Source organism: Nostoc commune NIES-4072 (assembly GCF_003113895.1).
Taxonomy (GTDB): Bacteria; Cyanobacteriota; Cyanobacteriia; order Cyanobacteriales; family Nostocaceae; genus Nostoc; species Nostoc commune.
In genome coordinates this window covers 1,817,331-1,836,322 of the sequence record NZ_BDUD01000001.1, presented here as the reverse complement: position 1 = coordinate 1,836,322, position 18,992 = coordinate 1,817,331, and the positions used below count along the sequence as shown (strand labels likewise).

Annotated in this window: 19 protein-coding genes; 15 read left to right on the top strand and 4 right to left on the bottom strand. The window is 43.1% G+C overall.

The features are described from left to right. Positions 1–318 precede the first annotated feature (318 nt). Together CDC33_RS08275 and CDC33_RS08270 are read left to right on the top strand one after the other, a co-directional pair. Positions 319–810 carry an orange carotenoid protein N-terminal domain-containing protein gene (locus CDC33_RS08275; protein WP_109008083.1) on the top strand — a complete coding sequence of 164 codons (492 nt, stop codon included), beginning with the start codon at positions 319–321 and terminating at the stop codon, positions 808–810. A 541-nt stretch (positions 811–1,351) separates the two neighbouring features. Then, positions 1,352–1,801: an orange carotenoid protein N-terminal domain-containing protein gene (locus CDC33_RS08270; protein WP_109008082.1), complete on the top strand. Its 450-nt coding sequence runs from the start codon at positions 1,352–1,354 to the stop codon at positions 1,799–1,801. A gap of 80 nt (positions 1,802–1,881) precedes the next feature. Here CDC33_RS08270 and CDC33_RS08265 read toward each other — a convergent pair whose 3' ends face one another. Then, positions 1,882–4,356 (bottom strand): beta strand repeat-containing protein, encoded by a 2,475-nt coding sequence (locus tag CDC33_RS08265; protein WP_109008081.1) that lies wholly within the window; start codon positions 4,354–4,356, stop codon positions 1,882–1,884. Between the two features lie 317 nt (positions 4,357–4,673). After that, on the bottom strand, positions 4,674–6,590 hold the full coding sequence (gene shc / locus CDC33_RS08260; RefSeq protein WP_109008080.1) for a squalene--hopene cyclase: 1,917 nt from the start codon (positions 6,588–6,590) through the stop codon (positions 4,674–4,676). 123 nt (positions 6,591–6,713) lie between these two features. On the opposite strand from shc, the gene CDC33_RS08255 reads away from it, so the two are divergent. The 3 genes from CDC33_RS08255 (at position 6,714) to CDC33_RS08245 (ending at position 9,055) form a co-directional block, all read left to right on the top strand. Next, positions 6,714–7,964 (top strand): glycosyltransferase, encoded by a 1,251-nt coding sequence (locus CDC33_RS08255; RefSeq protein WP_109008079.1) that lies wholly within the window; start codon positions 6,714–6,716, stop codon positions 7,962–7,964. A 78-nt stretch (positions 7,965–8,042) separates the two neighbouring features. Continuing rightward, positions 8,043–8,279: a hypothetical protein gene (locus tag CDC33_RS08250; RefSeq protein WP_109008078.1), complete on the top strand. Its 237-nt coding sequence runs from the start codon at positions 8,043–8,045 to the stop codon at positions 8,277–8,279. Beyond that, a complete protein-coding gene (locus CDC33_RS08245; RefSeq protein WP_109008077.1) occupies positions 8,276–9,055 on the top strand; it encodes a nucleotidyl transferase AbiEii/AbiGii toxin family protein in 780 nt (259 codons plus the stop codon). Before CDC33_RS08250 ends, CDC33_RS08245 begins: the two co-directional genes overlap by 4 nt. A gap of 19 nt (positions 9,056–9,074) precedes the next feature. Here the strand turns inward: CDC33_RS08245 and CDC33_RS08240 are convergent, their stop codons facing one another. Then, positions 9,075–9,425: an ArsR/SmtB family transcription factor gene (locus tag CDC33_RS08240; protein ID WP_109008076.1), complete on the bottom strand. Its 351-nt coding sequence runs from the start codon at positions 9,423–9,425 to the stop codon at positions 9,075–9,077. Between the two features lie 81 nt (positions 9,426–9,506). On the opposite strand from CDC33_RS08240, the gene trxA reads away from it, so the two are divergent. The 10 genes from trxA (at position 9,507) to CDC33_RS08180 (ending at position 17,531) form a co-directional block, all read left to right on the top strand. Beyond that, positions 9,507–9,830, top strand: coding sequence for a thioredoxin (gene trxA, locus CDC33_RS08235; protein WP_012412473.1), 324 nt, complete (start codon positions 9,507–9,509; stop codon positions 9,828–9,830). A 184-nt stretch (positions 9,831–10,014) separates the two neighbouring features. Next, on the top strand, positions 10,015–10,809 hold the full coding sequence (locus tag CDC33_RS08225; protein ID WP_109008074.1) for an SDR family NAD(P)-dependent oxidoreductase: 795 nt from the start codon (positions 10,015–10,017) through the stop codon (positions 10,807–10,809). A gap of 26 nt (positions 10,810–10,835) precedes the next feature. After that, on the top strand, positions 10,836–10,958 hold the full coding sequence (locus tag CDC33_RS41160) for a hypothetical protein (RefSeq protein ID WP_280524398.1): 123 nt from the start codon (positions 10,836–10,838) through the stop codon (positions 10,956–10,958). 28 nt (positions 10,959–10,986) lie between these two features. Beyond that, the gene (locus CDC33_RS08215) at positions 10,987–12,099 is read left to right on the top strand and encodes an alkene reductase (RefSeq protein WP_109008072.1); all 1,113 of its coding nucleotides are present in this window, start codon (positions 10,987–10,989) and stop codon (positions 12,097–12,099) included. Positions 12,100–12,212: 113 nt separating this feature from the next. Beyond that, on the top strand, positions 12,213–12,647 hold the full coding sequence (locus tag CDC33_RS08210) for a YybH family protein (protein WP_109008071.1): 435 nt from the start codon (positions 12,213–12,215) through the stop codon (positions 12,645–12,647). A 101-nt stretch (positions 12,648–12,748) separates the two neighbouring features. Continuing rightward, positions 12,749–13,414 (top strand): nitroreductase family protein, encoded by a 666-nt coding sequence (locus CDC33_RS08205; protein ID WP_109008070.1) that lies wholly within the window; start codon positions 12,749–12,751, stop codon positions 13,412–13,414. Between the two features lie 300 nt (positions 13,415–13,714). Further along, a complete protein-coding gene (locus CDC33_RS08195) occupies positions 13,715–15,079 on the top strand; it encodes an MFS transporter (protein WP_244919173.1) in 1,365 nt (454 codons plus the stop codon). Positions 15,080–15,153: 74 nt separating this feature from the next. Beyond that, positions 15,154–15,843, top strand: coding sequence for an SDR family NAD(P)-dependent oxidoreductase (locus CDC33_RS08190; protein ID WP_109008068.1), 690 nt, complete (start codon positions 15,154–15,156; stop codon positions 15,841–15,843). Positions 15,844–15,877: 34 nt separating this feature from the next. Then, a complete protein-coding gene (locus CDC33_RS08185; protein ID WP_109008067.1) occupies positions 15,878–16,648 on the top strand; it encodes a class I SAM-dependent methyltransferase in 771 nt (256 codons plus the stop codon). A gap of 613 nt (positions 16,649–17,261) precedes the next feature. Continuing rightward, the gene (locus tag CDC33_RS08180; RefSeq protein ID WP_109008066.1) at positions 17,262–17,531 is read left to right on the top strand and encodes a calponin homology domain-containing protein; all 270 of its coding nucleotides are present in this window, start codon (positions 17,262–17,264) and stop codon (positions 17,529–17,531) included. Positions 17,532–17,757: 226 nt separating this feature from the next. Here CDC33_RS08180 and CDC33_RS08175 read toward each other — a convergent pair whose 3' ends face one another. Continuing rightward, positions 17,758–18,723, bottom strand: coding sequence for a class I SAM-dependent methyltransferase (locus CDC33_RS08175; RefSeq protein WP_109008065.1), 966 nt, complete (start codon positions 18,721–18,723; stop codon positions 17,758–17,760). Positions 18,724–18,992: the final 269 nt, after the last annotated feature.

Here is an 18,992-nt window from a genome sequence, read left to right as displayed (position 1 = left end):
ATAAATAATATGACTGAATTGGGCAGTGCTTAAAAAGCACTGTCACAATAAAATTAACATCTATCTCCCGAAATAGTTTTTCATAATATTGTTAGCTCCTTTACTGTGCTAAAGGCAAGTATTGTTTTGGCTTTTGATATTTGGTTTTTATTTAACTGTAATACTTCTAATGCAGGACTACAGTTTGCCCAATCTATGTTTTCTTTATAATTGTTCTTCTTTCTGATTCCAATACATCTGTCTTCAGTAGGGTAAAAGGTTAAATGTACATTTGATAACCTTGCTAATGAAATGGATTAATTGCAATCGGAGTTAATAATGACATTTACACAAACTGGCGATCCAACTATTCGTGAACATGTTCAAGCTTGGCAACAGTTGGGTGTGGATCAACAACTGGCTTTGTTTTGGTTCGTTTACAAAGAAATGGGTGGCTCAATTACGCCAGCCGCTCCTGGCGCCAGCACTGTTTCCCCAGAAATTGCTGAAGGTTTGTTTAATCAAGTTAAGGAATTATCTCACGAAGAACAATTACAAGTTCAGCGTGACTTGATTAATAAAGTAGATACCCAAATTTCTCGTGAATATGGTTCTTTAGGTGATACCACTAAGCTACTATTTTGGTATAGATTATCTCAAGGTATGGATCAGGGTACTATCATTCCTGTACCTTCTGACTATGAACTTCCCTCAGAATGTCAACAGTTGCTTGGCAGAATTCAAGGATTAGAGTTTGAGCAACAAATTACTCTTTTCCGTGATTATGTTTCGCCAATGGGCGCTGAAGCAAAAGCAGGTGCTGAAATTTAGCACTTTTGAAGTTTTGAAACTGCTTGGCTACCTTTTTAGCCCCTGTGGATGTCTGTTATACCAAGTTCATTTGGTTGTAGTAGAAGTCAGCAATCAGAATGCTTTTACTCTTCGCTAGGTTTAGGCAATTGGTGTTAGCGTAGCGTTCCAACTCTAGCCTGCGATATGCAGCATCGTCCTCATGAATATGGCAAGGGTATTATAGCCCTTTTGTTAAAGCTTGCCCCGCCAGTCGCTTAATATCTAGCTGAATTTTAATGACTGGCGTTTTCATTTTTTTGATAAATAAACCCAGAGTAAAAACTAAAACTCTTCCTCTGTGTCCATCGTTCATCTATATCTTGAATGGAGTTGTGCCCTATAGTTGTAACGCTCTTTATTTTGTACTTAATATATTAAAAATAATTATAGTTGGATTAATCTGTCTTTTGGTTGGTTTAAATATGCCTAATTTATATTACTAGTCTACCTTTATGTAGTGTTTTATTTGAAGTTAAATCGATACTTTTTTAGTTATTTAAGTAGTTAATATGAGGTGTTTATGACTTCCACGAACGTCAACTTTTTAGAACAAAGTGTATCAAAATTTCAGAGTTTGGATACAGACGATCGCCTGACGGTTTTAGCATTACTTTATACTGAAATTTCTGATGAAATTCCAGCGATCGCTCTCAATGATGTGCAAAATGAAAGTACTGCAAGTTTGCTTGCACAAATTCAAAACTTGTCCCAGGCAGAACAGCTAATTGCTTTGCGTCAGTTGCTACACCCAGATGAAGCAGGGGAAAAGGAAATTCCCACACAGGACTATACTTCAATGAGCGTTGATTGTAAATTGGCTTTTTGGTATCATCTCGCCCAAAATTTGGGAACTTCAGTCATCGGAGTACCAAATGACTATATACCTTCTGAAAAAGCCACAGAAGTATTAGATTTACTTCACACACCTAATCTTGAAGATTTAGTGACTTTCTTCAAGCAAGTGCTGTAACAGTTTTGAGTTAAGAATCGTAGGTGGGGCTATGCCTCACCTTTATTTTTAAGTGTCTTAGTATCTGCCCTATTAATCAACTACGCTTGAATGATGAAGTCTGAACCTATCAAAGTCGGCGCACCAGTCAGAGTTGCAAATAGACCACCGCTACCAAAACCAGCCGCGCTACCATTTTGGTTATAAAACAACTGTCCACTCACAGCGTCATAGACAATTTTTGCCGTGCTGGTCGCTGCTGAAGAAGTGATTTTAAAATCACTGGCATTACTAAAACCTGTTCCCGTAGCAGAAGTAATAGCACTAAAGGTAGTCTTATCCAGGATAATTTTGTCACCTTCGGAGTGTTTAAAATCAGCGATCGCATCTACACCAACAGCAGCACTAGCAAAGGCAGCATTGGTATTGTACAAAAATCTGTCAGCACCCGCACCACCAACAAGGGTATCATTGCCTGCACCACCAATGAAAGTATCATTACCAGCGCCACCCCGCAGCAGGTCATTGCCACTTTTGCCGTCGATTTTGTCATTACCCCCTTGAGCATTGACCACATCAGCAGAGTTGTCAAAACCCTGAATATCGTTAGATAAGTCATTGAGGAATGTCACCGTATTTTTTTCAAACAGGCTAGTTTGAGTGGAATTGGCATCAAAGACATTAAAGTTGGTGATGCTAGTTTGCCCATCAAACAGGATATTACTAATCGCTGGTCTTGTTCCAGAAGCTTTCAGATTATGCAAGTTTTCCAACTGAAAGTTTTGCAGAGTGACTTTGGTATTAGCCACATTTTCAAAGGTAACTTCTAGAATCTTGCCTATTTGAGTCAATAGCAGATTTCGGACAGTTAAGCCACTCCCTGTAAATTGCAAAGTGTCTACTTTCGCAATCACAGCCGCCGATGGATTTGGGCTTTTACCTACACCGCCAAAATCAGTGATGATGTCATTGCCATCGCCTCGGCGAATCACAAACTTATCTTGACCACCACCGCCTGTTAGGGTATCGTTACCAGCTAAACCATCGATAATGTTGTTGCTAGCTGTGCCTACAAGAGTATCTGCACCAGGAGTTCCCGTCAGCTTAAGAGTACCGACGCCGATATTTGGCCCCCCAAACAACACATAGCTTTGTCCAGCGCCAGAGATGCCGTTGGGTGAGGCAAAAGGTGCGCCTATAATTAGGTCGTCAACGCCATCGTTGTTGATGTCACCCGCAGAACTAACTGAAAGACCTATCGCGCCACCCCCAGGAATGGCGAAGCCATTAGTGCCATTCAAGTCAGAGAGGTTGAGGCTGCCACTTTTGCCGACATTCCTTCCCCCAAAGACCACATAGGTTTGGTTACTATTAGGTGCGCCAATAATCAGGTCGTCAATACCATCAGCGTTAACGTCTCCTGCATTGCTGACTGAGGAGCTTGAGAAGCTATTCTCAGTAATACCGTTAATGACAAAGCCATTAGTCCTATTCAAGTCAGAGAGGTTAAAAGTGCCGCTAGTGCCGATATTCGTTCCCCCAAATAGCACATAGGTTTGCCCAGCTTGATTGACGCCGTTGGCGGGCGCACGCGATGCCCCAATAATCAGATCATCAATGCCATCGTTGTTAATGTCCCCCCCATTGCTGACTGTAAAGCCTGATTCGTTGCCTGCTGCAATACCATTAATAGCAAAGCCATTAGTACCATTTAAGTTAGAGAGGTTAAAAGTGCCGCCACTGCCGATATTTTTCCCCCCAAATATCACATAGCTTTGCCCAGCATTCTCCTTGCCGTTAGGGTCGGCTTCATACGCCCCAAGAATCAGGTCGTCAATGCCATCATTGTTAATATCCCCCGCATTGCTGACTGAGAGACTGAATTTGTTGTTACCCACAATATTAATGACAAAGCCATTAGTGCCATCCAGGGATGAAGGGTTGAGGCTGCCACCACTGCCCACATTCGTCCTCCCAAACACCACATAGCTTTTCCCAAATCCCCCAATAATTAAGTCGTCAATACCATCGTTGTTAATGTCTCCCGCATTGCTAACTGAGTTGCCTATGGTGTCTATTTCATTAATGCCGGTGATGGTAAAGCCATTAGCGCCATTCAAGTCAGAGAGGTTGAGGGCGCCGCTACTGGCAACATTCGTCCCCCCAAACACCACATAACTTTCCCCAACTTGAGAGATGCCGTTGCGAAAGGCAAAAGGTGCGCCAATAATCAGGTCGTCAATACCATCGTTGTTGATATCCCCTGCATTGCTGACTGACCTGCCTGAGTCGCCACCAAAGCCGGTGATAGTAAAGCCATTAGTGCCATTCAAGTCAGAGAGATTGAACACGCCGCTACTGCCAACATTTGCCCCCCCAAATACCACATAGCTTTCCCCAGCGAAAATGATGTCATTGCGGTTGGCAAGAGGTGCGCTAATAATCAAGTCGTCAACGCCATCGTTGTTGATATCCCCCGCATTACTGACGCTGTAGCCTGAGTTCCCATCTAAGCCGTTTATAGCAAAGCCGTTGCTGCCATTCAAGTCAGAGAGATTAAATGATGAATTAGCCATGATTTTCTCCTATACTTAGGGACTAAGCTTCAAAGGTTTACTACGCTTTATACACACAAGTCTCTTGACCTGCAATGGCATTGCAGAAAAACCTCTCTCTAAATCTCTCTCCTAAAAGGAGAGAGACTTTGAATTTTTCCCCCTTCCTGTGTCGGGAAGAGGTTTAGGGGGTTAGGTTTTCGTGAACTTTTCCACATAACGTGAAAAGTTAGGTGTGTACACCGTAGAGCAACGAGGAAAACAACCTCGTACATCTACGTTAGCGTAGCGAGACGAAGCCGGGAATGGAGTTTCCCCTTGCTTTCAATAAATTACTCTTAACCTTTTTGAATCAGTGCTTGATAGCGACCTAGAGCGATTAAAGGAAAGTATTGTTGATACAGATGATACTTGAGATAAAAATGGCAAGGAAAGCCAGTACCTGTAAAGTCAGCCTCAAACCAAGTACCATCGGGTTGTTGAGTTGCCACGAGATAGCTAATTCCTCGCTCAATGACTTCAAGAGCTAATTTACCAGTTGCTTCACCTGCTGCCAAGAGGCCAATTAAAGCCCAAGCGGTTTGAGATGCAGTACTATTTCCTTTTCCTTTAAGACTGGGATCGTTATAGCTGCGGCAAGTCTCACCCCAACCCCCATCTCGGTTTTGACATCCAACCAACCAAGCTGCTCCTCGTTCTATACTGAGTTTATGCCTTTGAGGAGCAATTAACGCCAAAGCTGATAAAACACCACTGGTGCCGTAGATATAATTTACACCCCAACGACCAAACCAACAGCCTTCGGTTTCTTGTTCGCTGTGAAGATAAGTAAGCGATCGCTCTAAATTATCACTATCAATTGACAAATCACAAGCACCCAGCATTTCTACGACTCTAGCCGTAACATCTGCGGTATTTGGATCAATCATCGCTTTCAAGTCGCCATAAGGGATGGAGTTAAGCCAATCTTGATCATTATCCAAATCGAATGCAGCCCAGCCGCCTGGTTTACATTGCATAGATGCAATCCAGTTTAACGCCCGTGCGATCGCAGCCTGCTTAATTTCTTCATTGGGAAGTTTCGCCAAATGTAGTGCCATCACCACCACAGCCGAGTCGTCTACATCGGGATAAAAGCGATTGTCAAACTCAAACGCCCAAGCCCCTGGTTTTCCCTGACGATTTTTTACAGCCCAATCTCCGTAATCTAAAATTTGTTTTTGCAACAACCATTCTCCAGCTTGCACCACGGCGGGATGATCTGGTGCAAAGCCAGATTCTACTAAAGCACGCATCGCCCAAGCTGTATCCCAGACGGGTGAAACACAGGGTTGAACCCGATAGCTATCCTCTGTTTCAATGACAAAGTTATCAATTGCTTGCAAACCTCGTTCCACAATGGGATCGTTTCGGTCATAATTCAGACACCGCAAAGCCAGCATTGAATTCAACATCGCCGGAATAATCCCACCCCAGTCACCTGTGGCTTCTTGGCGCTCTAAAATCCATTTTTCGGCGGCTTTGATGCCTTCTTGGCGAAAGGGAACTAAATTTAGACTTTCTGCAAACTTGAACCCCTGATCAAGGGTGAGGAATAAATCTGTCCAATCGCCAGCTTGGGGTAATTCCCACCGGACTTGATCAACGCCTTCAGCGTACAGTTCATCTAGGTTGATAGTTGGATCGGTGATAAAAATAGGTTTGCGATCGCACACAATCAACAACGGCACAGTACTAGAACGTGCCCAACTAGACATTTCGTAGATATTAACTGGGAAAGCTTTTGGCAACAACATTATCCAAGGTGGTAGCGAGGGAATACCGCGCCAGTTGTAGCAGCCAATCAAGGCTAGGTGCAACTTGGTAAAAATCCGAGTTTTGCTGATCCCACCCCGTTGGAGAATAAAGGCTCTCGCTCTAATCATCGCCGGATCGGTTGCTGGTACACCTAGCAGTCTTAGCGCCATGTAGGCTTCAACCGAGGTGCTAAGTTCTCCACCATCACCGTAGTAAAGTTCCCAGCCGCCATGCTGCCGTTGCTCTTGACGCAGGTATGCTGCAACTTTGTGTAAAGGTCTACCGTGGTCTGTTCCCCAAATCTTATGCAAAAGGACGACTTCAGCAGTAATGGTGACATTAGATTGTAACTCTGCCCACCAGTAACCGGCGGGATTTTGAATCGAAAGCAAATATTTTTGACTGGCTGCGATCGCCGTTGCAACTTGATTGACTTTTACCCTGTCTTGTGTTTGCATCAAACCCTATTTAACCTCAACACCAACACTAATTATGAACACGGCAATATTATGATGAAAAAATTTTTCTTTATTTAGTAGACATAGTATTCTGTCTGAGTCACTGAAAATTTGCAATAGGTCATGGATGTAATTGTATTAGGATTGATGCTGTTATCCTTGACAATTTGGTTAGGATTACTGTGTTTTTGGGGACAGTTTTGGCGGACAGACCAGCAATTAGAGGTTACAGAAACTCAGCTACAATCGTTACCTGTGGTTTGTGCCGTGGTTCCAGCCCGTAACGAAGCCGAATTGCTACCAACGACGCTGCGATCGCTCCTACTCCAAGACTATCCTGGTTCTTTCAACGTATTTTTAGTAGACGATCGCAGCACAGACCAAACAGCAAATTTTGCCGAAGGAGTTGCACACGCTGTAGGTAAACCCCAACAATTGCATATTATCTCTGGCGTTTCACTGCCTTTTGGTTGGTCGGGCAAACTTTGGGCAGTTGAGCAAGGTATAAACAGCGCTAGTAAATTCGCACCTGACTATTTTTTGCTGACCGACGCAGATATCGAACACGATCCTAGTAATCTTCGGCGACTCGTTGCTAAAGCTGTGCAAGAAGATTTAGATTTGGTTTCGGTAATGGTGCGGCTCAGGTGTGAAAGCTTTTGGGAAAAACTTTTGATTCCAGCTTTCGTGTTTTTCTTTCAAAAACTCTATCCGTTTCGCTGGGTAAATAATCCCAACAATCCCACAGCCGCCGCCGCAGGGGGATCTATTTTAATCGCCCGTGAAGCTTTAGAGCGAATCGGAGGAATTCAAGTCATTCGCCAAGCTTTAATCGACGATTGCGCCCTAGCTCAAGCTGTTAAGAGAGGGACTGGGAACTGGGGACTGGGGACTAGGGAAGAGTTTTCCCAATACCCAATCCCCAATCCCCAATCCCCAATCCCCAATCAAGGGCGTATCTGGCTAGGATTGAGTAACTTGACTCGCAGTTTACGTCCATATAACTCGCTGGCGACAATTTGGGATATGGTTGCTCGTACTGCTTATACCCAACTAAATTATTCTCCATTACTACTATTGGGAACTTTAGTAGGAATGCCTCTGATTTATCTAGTTGCACCGATGTGTGTAGTTCTGGGTGCAATTTGGGGTAATTGGGCGATCGCACTTACAGGTTTATTAGGATGGTTGTTAATGTCGTTAGCTTACTACCCAACGATCCGCTTTTATAAATGTTCTCCTTGGTTAGCCTTTAGTTTACCTGCGATCGCTTTTCTCTATACTTTAATGACTCTAGACTCAGCACTCCGTCATTGGCAAGGGCGCGGCGGCGCTTGGAAAGGAAGAGTTTATCCCAGTTCGGATAATTTATAGTTAGAATAAAATTAAATGTGGATATCCACAGTGCTAATCTAAATAAAAATAAGCCGAAAGTGGTTGATTAAAAGAGCTATGACAACCGCAACACCCACAATTAATCCTGTTACTGTCCCCAAAAAGCTGCCTTTTCTGGAGTCGATTTGTTGGCAGACTGCCGATGTATATCGGTTTACTTCAGAACAAATGCTGAGTCGCTATGAGCGTGGCTGGCAGTATCATAATCTATTTAATAATCTTGAAGGTGAAGAACTCAATTTTGTTCAGGAACTAGCTAGACGCTATAAATCCTGGTTGCAAGTTTGTTTATGACCTTCAGGTTAGAACACCATAATCAAATTCTCACAGTTCTTGAATCTTTAGATTCTGAAATACTTAGGAAGGGTTCTGCTTACTTCGGTGGCGGAACCCTTCTTGCATTTGAGTTTGAAGAATATCGCTGGAGTAAGGACGTTGATTTTATAGCTTCTGTTAGTACAGAAGGCTACAAATACCTGCGGACAGTGGTATTTGAGGGTGGGCATGAAGCATTATTTCGTGATTTAAGTAAAATTCAAGTTGGACGTAGCACAACTGACCAATATGGAATTCGGATGATAGTTTTTGTGGATAATATACCGATTAAAACGGAAATTATTGCCGAAACTCGTTTTCAACTAGACCCACCAAGATATCTAAACTGGTCACTCGTTCCCTGCTTAAGCTCCAATGACTGTTTTACCTCTAAGCTGCTGTCAAATTCTGATCGTTATGCAGATGACAGCGTTGAGGCAAGAGATTTAATCGATCTAGCAGTTCTTAGGCTACAATCTCCAATACCTCAAGCATCAATTGAAAAGGCTGAAAAAGCATATCAGGTTATACGCCCTTTGAAAAGAGCGATCGCACTATTTCAGGAAAGACCAGATTACAGGGAGAAATGCTTTCTTAGCCTGCAAGTTGATCAAGCTCAGATACCCAAAATTATCGACGGTATTGATTTACTCTCTACAGATTTAGGGTTATCTCCCACTCCAAGGGCTTTTCGAGAACAACATGATATCTTTGCTGATTTAGAAACACAAATTAAAAAACGAGAAGATTCTTAAACAGCGTCGCCCCATGCTTTTAAATCCTTGAAGCTGTTTGTTTAGTACTCGCAGGACTAACAGGCAATGGTTGAGCCGCTTTCAATATCGCATCCAGTAACCCTGGAAACAGCACCTCTAAATCTTCACGCCGCAGGATGTTAATGTGCTGTGTCCCGGATTTCCGTGTAAAGACTATCCCAGACTCCCGCAAAATCTTAAAATGATTGGACATAGTAGACTTAGCGATCGCAAAATCAAAACTGGCACAGCATTGTTCCCCCTCAGTCGCCAGCCGTCGCACAATCTCTAACCGGACTGGATCGCCCAATGCATACAGCACTCCCGGTAAAGAAATATTTTTTCTATCTGGATGATAAAGAAATCTCATAGTTGCATTATCTCATCAGGTGGCATATATTTTTATTATTCGATATTATCGAATTATAGAATTAATTAGGAAGGCAATTTTATGTCATCCATTACAAATGTCACAGAAGCCACATTCAAGCAAGAAGTCTTAGAAAGTGAGATTCCAGTTTTAGTGGACTTTTGGGCCCCGTGGTGTGGCCCTTGCCGGATGGTGGGCCCAGTCGTCGATGAAGTTGCTGCTGAATACGAAGGACAGGTGAAATTTGTGAAGCTGAACACAGATCAAAATCCTACTGTCGCCAGCCACTATGGAATTCGCAGCATTCCGACACTGATGGTTTTTAAGGGAGGTCGCCAGGTTGATACTGTCGTAGGGGCAGTTCCAAAAACCACCTTGAATAAGACCTTAGCACAGCATCTTTAATTTAAGTGAAAGCGAGTAGGTGAGTAGGGAGTAGGGAGAAAATTCCTCTCCTCTGCACCCTTCCTCCTTCCCCTCTGTCTCTTGTGCCCAATCACCAATGCCCCTCTCTTGTGCCCAATCACCAATGCCCCATTCCCTACTCCCAATTCCTAAATTCTGTTTCAACTAACGGGGAAAGAGCGAAATGGACTTGAAATTGCATGGTAAATCCGCGCTGGTGAGTGGCTCAACCGCAGGTATTGGTTTTGCGATCGCTCTTGGGTTAGCTCAAGAGGGTGCATCAGTGATTATCAACGGTCGGACTGAAGAACGAGTAGCTCAAGCGATCGCTAAAATTAAGCATTCTACACCCGACGCGAAAGTTTCTGGTGTTGTTGCTGATACAGGTACTGCATCAGGGATAGAAAAAGTCTTTCAAGAGGTTCCTCACGTTGATATCCTGATAAACAATTTAGGTATTTACGAGCCAAAAACCTCCTTTGATATTACTGATAAAGACTGGTTAAACATATTTGAGGTTAACGTCCTTAGCGGAGTCCGTTTGAGTCGGCAATATCTGCAAAAGCAGCTAGAGCAAAACTGGGGACGGATAATTTTTATCTCCAGCGAGTCTGCGATTCAAATTCCCGTAGAAATGATTCACTACGGCACAACTAAGACAGCACAGCTAGCCATTGCACGAGGTTTAGCAGAGATGACTGTGGGGACTGGAGTCACGGTAAACTCCGTCCTCCCTGGGCCAACCCGTTCAGAAGGAGTTGAAAAGTTTATCACCAACCTGGCGCAGGAACGTAGTATTGATCGCGCCCAAGTCGAGGCTGAGTTTTTTCAAAATGTGCGTCCAAGTTCCCTAATCAAACGCTTTGCAACTAATGAAGAAGTAGCAGCGATCGTAGTTTACCTTTCTAGCCCCGTAGCTTCAGCAACTAATGGTGCAGCTTTGCGGGTAGATGGTGGCCTTATTCGGTCGATTGTTTAGTTTGGGCGGGAGTGGGGAGAGACGCGATGAATCGCGTCTGTACAAAGTGGGGAGTGGGGGATGAGGCAGCAGGGGAGGCAGGGGAAGAAATAATCAATGCCCAATGCCCAATGCCCAATGCCCAATGCCCCATGCCCAATGCCCAATGACTAATGACTAATGACGGAGATAAAACCAATGACTAGTGATATCAACTTATTCTCTCCTTACCAATTAGGGAATCTGGAACTACCTAACCGAATAGTAATGGCACCCTTAACCCGAAACAGGGCAGGTAAGGGAAACGTACCATATCAACTTAATGCTACCTACTACGCCCAACGTGCTTCCGCCGGACTGATTATTTCTGAAGCAACACAGGTAACTCCTGAAGGACAGGGCTATCCTGCTACACCAGGAATTCATTCATCAGAACAGGTGGAGGGATGGAAGTTAGTAACCGATACCGTACATCAGCAGGGAGGGAGAATTTTTCTGCAACTATGGCATGTGGGCAGGATTTCTCATCCAGACTTACAACCGAATGGAGCTTTACCTGTGGCACCTTCTGCCATTGCTCCTAAAGGTGACGCCGCAACTTATGAGGGGCCAAAACCTTTTGTAATTCCCCGTGCTTTAGAAACTTCGGAAATACCGCAGATAGTCGAACAGTATCGTCAGGGAGCGGCAAATGCCCTAGCGGCTGGGTTTGATGGGGTGGAAATTCACGGCGCTAATGGTTATTTAATAGATCAGTTTCTGCGCGATCGCACCAATCAACGTACAGATAAATATGGCGGTTCCATTGAAAATCGTACCCGATTCCTGTTAGAAGTCACAGAAGCAGTAACTAGTGTGTGGGATTCTAACCGAGTCGGGGTACGTTTGTCTCCCAGTGGGACTTTTAACGATATAGGTGACTCCAATCCCCTGGAGACATTTGGTTATGCGGCTCAAGCGTTGAACCAGTTTAATTTGGCATATCTGCATATTTATGAAGCAACAGATGCAGACATCAGACATGGCGGGATAATTGTATCCACTAGTCATATACGCGATCGCTTTACAGGTACACTCATCGTCAATGGTGGTTATACTCGTGAAAAAGGCGATGCTGTACTGGCAAACAAAGCAGCAGATTTAGTTGCCTTTGGCACATTATTTATATCAAACCCAGATTTACCCCGACGCTTGGCTTTAAATGCACCACTAAACGAAGCAAATCAAGCAACCTTTTATGGTGGCGGCGAAGAAGGATATACAGATTATCCATTTTGGTCATCTGCTAATGAGCAGGTAGTCAACACCTAATTTATCTCATCTGAATAATTAAAACCCAGGTTCCGCACTCACTCTGAGGAGATTCTCGCTTTTTTTCAGGATACCAACATCGGTAAAATGGTTGTGCAAGTTGGTTATAAACTATGAAAGAGACTTTAGAAGAAGCGAAAATCAAAGAACGCGTTAACGATTGGCTAGCTGCATTTAGTCCAGGCAATAAACCATTTGATTTTTCTGTTTTAGATACTCTCTACTGGCAAGATGAAAAATTCCTCGCCTTCGATACTCTCTCACCACAGACTACTCGAATTCAAGGATGGCAATCCTATGAGGAAGTCTGGAAGCCTTTCATGGTTGCAATAGCCCAGTGGCAAGTTAAACCAGTTGGAGATATTCGGATCTGGACAAATGATAACATTGCCGTCTCTGCTTTGATCTTCCAAAGTAGCGCAACCACTATTGCGAAAGAAGCGGTTGTAATTACGGCTCATGCGACACTTGTATGGGAGAACCGACAGGGACAATGGCGTATTATCCACGAGCACATCTCTAACCCAGTTAATATAGATGTCAATTAGAGAAGAACACATAACAGTGTTCTGTTCTCTAATGCTCTTGAATCACTCTAGGCAGAGTAAAATTTGAAACCCTTTCATAACTCAACTATCAGGAGAATCTCATGAGTTCCATCACCCAAACTCAAGCTTTAGATGTACCGAGTGCGATCGCTCAACGTCGTTCCATCAAAACTTTTAAAACAGACCCCATTGCCCCAGAACTGCTCAAGCAACTGGTAGAGTTAACCGTGGCAGCGCCCAGCAGCTTTAATATCCAGGACTGGCAAATTATTCTCGTGCAAGATGAGGCGCAAAAGGCAGCACTATCAGCAGCATCGTGGAATCAACAGCAAATTGTCCAAGCACCTGTAACCTTCGTCTTTGCCGCCGATCCTAACGTAGGCGAACGAGACTTAACCCCAATTTTTGAGAGGGCAACTGAAACTGGGGCATGGAATGAAGGCACGGTAAACTACTTTAAAAGCGCCATCCCACAATTTCAAGCTGGGCTAGGCGACAAACGACGCGAATATGCGATCAAAGATGCCATCATTGCCGCTACTCATTTGGTGTTAGCCGCAGAAAGTCTAGGATTATCCACTTGTTTTATGAACGGTTGGATTGAGGATCAGGTAAAACAAGTGATTGGTGCTGAGAATAATCCAGATTTAGCGATCGCTGTTTTAGTTCCTGTTGGCTATGCAGCCGAACCACGCTTAAATCCCGGTCGTTTGCCATTCTCTTCCAACGTCTCTGTAGACAGAATTGGTAATCCTTATGAAGGGTAGTTTTCTTTAAATGGGGAATCGGGCATTGGGCATTGGGCATGGAGAATAGGGGATGAGTCTTTGATACTCGCCGACGAGTCTTTTATACTCGCTGACGAGTCTTTGATACTCGCCGACGAGTCTTTGATACTCGTGAATGAGTCTTTTATACTCGCTGACGAGTCTTTGATACTCGCCGACGAGTCTTTGATACTCGTGAATGAGTCTTTTATACTCGCTGACGAGTCTTTGATACTCGCTGACGAGTCTTTGATACTCGTGAATGAGTCTTTGATACTCGCCGACGAGTCTTTTATACTCGTGAATGAGTCTTTTATACTCGCCAACGAACCTTTGAAGCTGCTCCCCCTGCCCCCTGCCCCAACCATGTCCTTACCCTCCTTCCTAGCGCGTCGTTCGTTCCATTATGGCTGGATTGTAGCTGGCTTAACATTCCTAGCCTTGCTCGTTGCAGCCGGAATTCGTTCTGCTCCTGGAGTTTTTATAGTGCCTCTCGAACAGGAGTTTGGCTGGAGTAGAGCAACTATATCTTTGGCAATCTCCATTAACTTAGTACTCTATGGACTGATTGGCCCTTTTGCCGCTACAGTTATGGAGCGGATCGGCATTCGCCGGATGATGGTGTTCTCACTTGCTGTCATTGCTCTCGGTGTCGGTTTAACTACTTTGATGTCCGCTTCCTGGCAGCTAGTTTTGCTGTGGGGTGTAGTTGTCGGTTCTGGTAGCGGAGTTATTGCCCTGGTTTTGGGTGCTATTGTTGTCAATCGCTGGTTTTTGGAAAAGCGGGGTCTAGTTCTGGGCATCTTAACCGCCAGTACTGCCACGGGGCAACTGGTATTTCTGCCCATGCTGGCCTCAATAGCCGATCGCTTTGGATGGCGAACTGCTGCTCTAGCTCTTACTGGTGCAGCAGTTCTAATTATTCCAGCGATCGCAGCTTTTATGCGCGATCGTCCGGCGGATGTCGGTTTGCGACCCTTTGGCGATAACAGTGAAACTGTGGAATTATCACAGCCTAGAGCAAATTCCATCACTTCCACCCTTAACGCTCTTTGGGTAGGAATGCGTAATCGAGATTTCTGGCTGTTATTTGGTAGCTTTTTTATCTGTGGTGCTAGCACAAATGGGTTAATTGGAACTCATTTGATTCCTGCTTGTATTGACCACGGTATCCCGGAAGTCAAGGCTGCTGGTCTTTTGGCAATCATGGGACTATTCGATTTTTTTGGAACTACTATGTCGGGTTGGCTATCCGATCGCTGGAACAATCGCTACTTGTTGTTTTGGTACTACGGACTACGGGGTTTGTCTTTGATTTTCTTGCCCTTCAGTTTCAACTTCTCCTTCTATGGACTTTCCATTTTCGCCGTCTTCTATGGACTTGATTGGATTGCCACTGTACCACCGACGGTGCGTCTTGTTGCCAATGTCTTTGGTAAAGAAAATGTCGGCGTGATGTTTGGTTGGATTGTCGCAGGACACCAGCTCGGTGCAGCCACAGCAGCCTTTGGAGCCGGAGTGTTGAGAACTTGGACGGGTAGTTATTTACAAGCGTTTATTTTATCAGGCATTCTCTGTCTAATTGCCGCAGTTTGTGTACTGCAAATTGGTCAAAGTCCTACTAAGGGCAATTCAGAGTTATCTTCAGTCACGCTCAATTCTTAATCTATAAATGTCTTAATCGAATAGTATTAAGAAAAGCTCTAAGCTAGGCAGAATAAGCACTACAGGTTTAAAATATGGCAACAACAGCTTTAATTGTCGGTGCAGGTAGTGGACTAAGCGCATCTTTAGCCCGCCTATTTGCTAAAGAAGGATTCACCGTAGCTTTAGCGGCTCGCCAAATTGAAAAACTGACTCAATTGAGCAGTGAAATTGGCGCAGTTAGTTTTGCTGCTGATGCCTCAAACCCAGATGAAGTAGAACAGTTATTTATTGATATTGATCATAAAATTGGTTCCCCGAATATTGTCGTTTACAATCCTAGTTACCGAGTGCGGGGGCCTCTTGTTGATCTAGACCCTGGTGAGGTGGCAAAAACCCTAGATGTAACTGCTTATGGTGGCTTTCTCGTTGCCCAAGCTGCTACCAAAAGGTTTTTGCAACTTGGTGGCGGTGCTATCTTCTTTACTGGAGCCTCAGCGAGTGTTAAGGGTTATGCTGAGTCTGCTCCCTTTGCAATGGGTAAATTTGCACTGCGCGGTTTGGCTCAGAGTATTGCTAGAGAATTAGCACCAAAGAATATCCATGTAGCGCATTTCGTGATTGATGGTGCAATCCGCTCCACAGTCCGCCAAGATCCAGCAGATAATCCTGATAGTACCCTTGACCCAGATGCGATCGCTCAAACTTATCTCAGCATTTTACGCCAACCCCGTAGTGCTTGGACTTATGAAGTAGAACTACGTCCGTGGGTAGAGAACTTTTAGCCAAAACAATTGTTACAAGAATAGTTTTGCAGGTATGAATATTGATTTTGGTGCAACTGCTACTGATTATGCAAAACACCGCGCTGGCTTTCCCAGTTCATTATTTAACAGACTGTCTGAATATGGTATAGGTTTACCAGGGCAGAATATTGTTGACCTTGGTACAGGAACAGGAACACTAGCGCGGGGCTTTGCCGATAGAGGTGCTTATGTCATTGGCATAGATCCATCAGCATCACTTTTAGAACAAGCGAGACTGTTAAGCGAATCTATCGAACTCAAAGTAGATTATCGAGTCGCAACTGCCGAGAATACCGAGTTACCAGATGCAAGTGCGGATGTAGTGACAGCCGGACAGTGTTGGCATTGGTTTGATCGTCCGCGTGCTGTCCAAGAAATTACTCGGATATTGAGAAAAAATGGCTCGCTCGCGATCGCTCATTTTGATTGGATACCCTTAAAAGGTAATGTCGTTGAAGCAACAGAACAATTGATCAAGGCTCATAATCCAGCGTGGAATTTGGATGGTGGTAATGGAATGTATCCCTTGTGGTTACAAGACATTGGCGAAGGAGGATTCCGAGAAATCCGCACATTTTCTTACGATGTCTTTGTGTCTTATACACACGAAGCTTGGCGGGGGCGAATTCGTGCTAGTGCAGGCGTGGGAGCCAGTATGACACAAGAATTGGTAGAAGTATTTGATCAGGAATTGGCGACATTACTCGAAACAAAATATCCTACGCCAATTCTTCAGGTTCACCATAGAGTTTGGGCTGTGATCGCCAAATCACCGCAAAGATGAAGGTTTTCGATAACGGACAAGGCAAAATATTAAGTCAAGACTAATTAAGGCGATTGTTCGCAGAGGGATTTCTCACCCTACGCGATCGCGCCACCCAAAGACATGCGAAAACGAAAACCAATGTCTTGTTTGTAACCCACAGCAGCTACGCCACTCTAGCGTTTCATACAATTGATACCTGCTTAGAAAATCAATTTCAGCGAAAATAGGTAGAAACAACTTAGAAATATTTATTGATAACTTTAAACAAATCCTGCAAGGCTATAAATAATTTATGATTCTTTTATAAATATTATTTATATCTCAACATATCAAAAATATTATATATTGAAAAGCTTGATAATTATAGTAATAAAGGCTATATAACGGATTAAATTCCATATATTTACTTACTAAACTTAGACAAGAAAAATGCTCATAATAAATACTGAAAAAAGAGCAAAAAAATTGTCATAAAGCTTGCTATCTTCCCAAATATGGATTGTCAAGTCTGTGCATATACATTCTTTTTGATTAATCTAATTAATAGTCAGAGGAAGAAAAAATATTATTTTCTTGCTCAAAACATAAAAAAGAAATTTTCGTATTTCTTTATTTGGGAGAATAATTCACTATGTCTGTAAACAAAAGCCTGATAGTTGAAAACCAAGAAGAATTGTTTGAAGACTTATCAGATGAATGTTGCGAACAAATAACAGGAGGTAAAAGTTGGTGGAAGAAAATTACAAAAACAGTTGAACATGCGACAATCAAAACTTTGAATAATGCAGGCAGCGCAGTGACTCAGGCTGGAGGCATGACAGCACTTGGACTCTACACAGCAGGTGAGCTAGCTTTAGAAGCAACTGGAATTGTGGGAAAAAACCAAATAGACGGAAATTAGACTAACAAAACTTAAACAACTTATACCTCATTTCTTAACTCTAGCCGAGAAATGCACTTACTTAAGCTCTGCCTTCTTGAAACAACTAAAGGCAGAGCTTTTTGTTTACTACACTTCAAAAATGACTCATGCACTTTTAGACTACTAAGCAATAAAATTAGCTACACAGCCAGCCGCTTGTGATAGCTTATTTGCTGTAGAGAGACAAATATTGCAATTGTTAAAGCTAGTCGTGTTTGATAGGTTTGTTTCTAGCGATTGCTTGTCTTAACATTTTTGGCAGCCAAAAAAGATAACAATATAGTTGTTTTGCCTGACTATAAAGCGAGAATAACTTTCTTTCACTCAATAAAGTATATGGTCGAACTGCTCTGAGAATTTCTGCAAATTTATCTTCCGCCGCAGTTTGAACTGAACCACTTACAAAATAACCTTGTAAATGTGGAGGTAAGGGCCAGTTAATTTTAGGATCTGGCTGATGTATTACAGGCTCAACATTTCCCCGCCATGCAACTCCCATAATTTGCATAGTTTGATACACCATTGTGTTCCATCCTTTTTCTTTTAAGTAGTCCAAACCTTGGCCTACGTCAGGAGAAGCCAAATCATGAAATAAAATTAAAGCATCTGCTTCTGCAAGTTGTTCGCAAATAATTGTATCATTGAGCGGTGCAGGTGCTTCGTGATTACCATCTATAAATATCAACGACCATTTACGTTGAAATTTATTTGCAATTTCTTCTACTTTTTCAGGGCTACATCCTGGTATTAGATTTACAGATTCTTTAACACCTGCCGACTTTAGTGACTCTGTGACGCTTTCATTAAATAATTCTTCGGATAGCATCGGATCGATGACATCTAGCTCTACTCCTCCTAGAGCCAAATGACAAGCTGACCAACCCATCCAACAACCTATTTCTAAAGCTTTTTTCCCTTTAAATTTTAAGGCTGTATTGTATAAAATATGAGCTTCATCTCTGCTGACAAATCCTACATTCTGCTTTCGCTTATCCACGTACCAGTTATGAGTAATATCCCGCCGCAAGTAAAGCCAAAAAGAATCATATTTATTTCCTAAACTTATATTGGGAAAATAGGAATCTGGCTGAATAGTGGAAAATCCTGACGAAATATAATCTCCTTTCGGTAATAACTTGACTTCAATCACCTTTAATGTTTTTTCACTCATAAGTTACTCTTTAAGTCCTTGAAATTCTAGGTTCTGGATTGACAATTTAACTTCATCAACTTCTTGTTGAAAAGTGCCATCTTTTCTACAGATAAGCTAAAAAGTTAATTTTTTTTAAGCATCTCGTCTTTTTTAATAATGCAAAATCAGTAATAGCCCAGCATAATAGTCCAGTATGGGGCTGTAGCTCCATACCTGACAGCGATTTCTCATCTTACCTCTAAGGGCAATACTTTTGGGTATAAAGTGCTAAAATGCTTATTGTGTAT

Coding starts and splice junctions, on each gene's coding strand:
- CDC33_RS08180 (WP_109008066.1), top strand. CDS start 17,262: ATGTCTGTAAACAAAAGCCTGATAGTTGAAAACCAAGAAGAATTGTTT.
- CDC33_RS08265 (WP_109008081.1), bottom strand. CDS start 4,356: ATGGCTAATTCATCATTTAATCTCTCTGACTTGAATGGCAGCAACGGC.
- CDC33_RS08240 (WP_109008076.1), bottom strand. CDS start 9,425: ATGAGATTTCTTTATCATCCAGATAGAAAAAATATTTCTTTACCGGGA.
- CDC33_RS08225 (WP_109008074.1), top strand. CDS start 10,015: ATGGACTTGAAATTGCATGGTAAATCCGCGCTGGTGAGTGGCTCAACC.
- CDC33_RS08270 (WP_109008082.1), top strand. CDS start 1,352: ATGACTTCCACGAACGTCAACTTTTTAGAACAAAGTGTATCAAAATTT.
- CDC33_RS08185 (WP_109008067.1), top strand. CDS start 15,878: ATGAATATTGATTTTGGTGCAACTGCTACTGATTATGCAAAACACCGC.
- CDC33_RS08205 (WP_109008070.1), top strand. CDS start 12,749: ATGAGTTCCATCACCCAAACTCAAGCTTTAGATGTACCGAGTGCGATC.
- CDC33_RS08255 (WP_109008079.1), top strand. CDS start 6,714: ATGGATGTAATTGTATTAGGATTGATGCTGTTATCCTTGACAATTTGG.
- CDC33_RS08210 (WP_109008071.1), top strand. CDS start 12,213: ATGAAAGAGACTTTAGAAGAAGCGAAAATCAAAGAACGCGTTAACGAT.
- CDC33_RS41160 (WP_280524398.1), top strand. CDS start 10,836: ATGAATCGCGTCTGTACAAAGTGGGGAGTGGGGGATGAGGCAGCAGGG.
- CDC33_RS08175 (WP_109008065.1), bottom strand. CDS start 18,723: ATGAGTGAAAAAACATTAAAGGTGATTGAAGTCAAGTTATTACCGAAA.
- CDC33_RS08245 (WP_109008077.1), top strand. CDS start 8,276: ATGACCTTCAGGTTAGAACACCATAATCAAATTCTCACAGTTCTTGAA.
- CDC33_RS08275 (WP_109008083.1), top strand. CDS start 319: ATGACATTTACACAAACTGGCGATCCAACTATTCGTGAACATGTTCAA.
- CDC33_RS08250 (WP_109008078.1), top strand. CDS start 8,043: ATGACAACCGCAACACCCACAATTAATCCTGTTACTGTCCCCAAAAAG.
- trxA (WP_012412473.1), top strand. CDS start 9,507: ATGTCATCCATTACAAATGTCACAGAAGCCACATTCAAGCAAGAAGTC.
- CDC33_RS08190 (WP_109008068.1), top strand. CDS start 15,154: ATGGCAACAACAGCTTTAATTGTCGGTGCAGGTAGTGGACTAAGCGCA.
- CDC33_RS08215 (WP_109008072.1), top strand. CDS start 10,987: ATGACTAGTGATATCAACTTATTCTCTCCTTACCAATTAGGGAATCTG.
- shc (WP_109008080.1), bottom strand. CDS start 6,590: ATGCAAACACAAGACAGGGTAAAAGTCAATCAAGTTGCAACGGCGATC.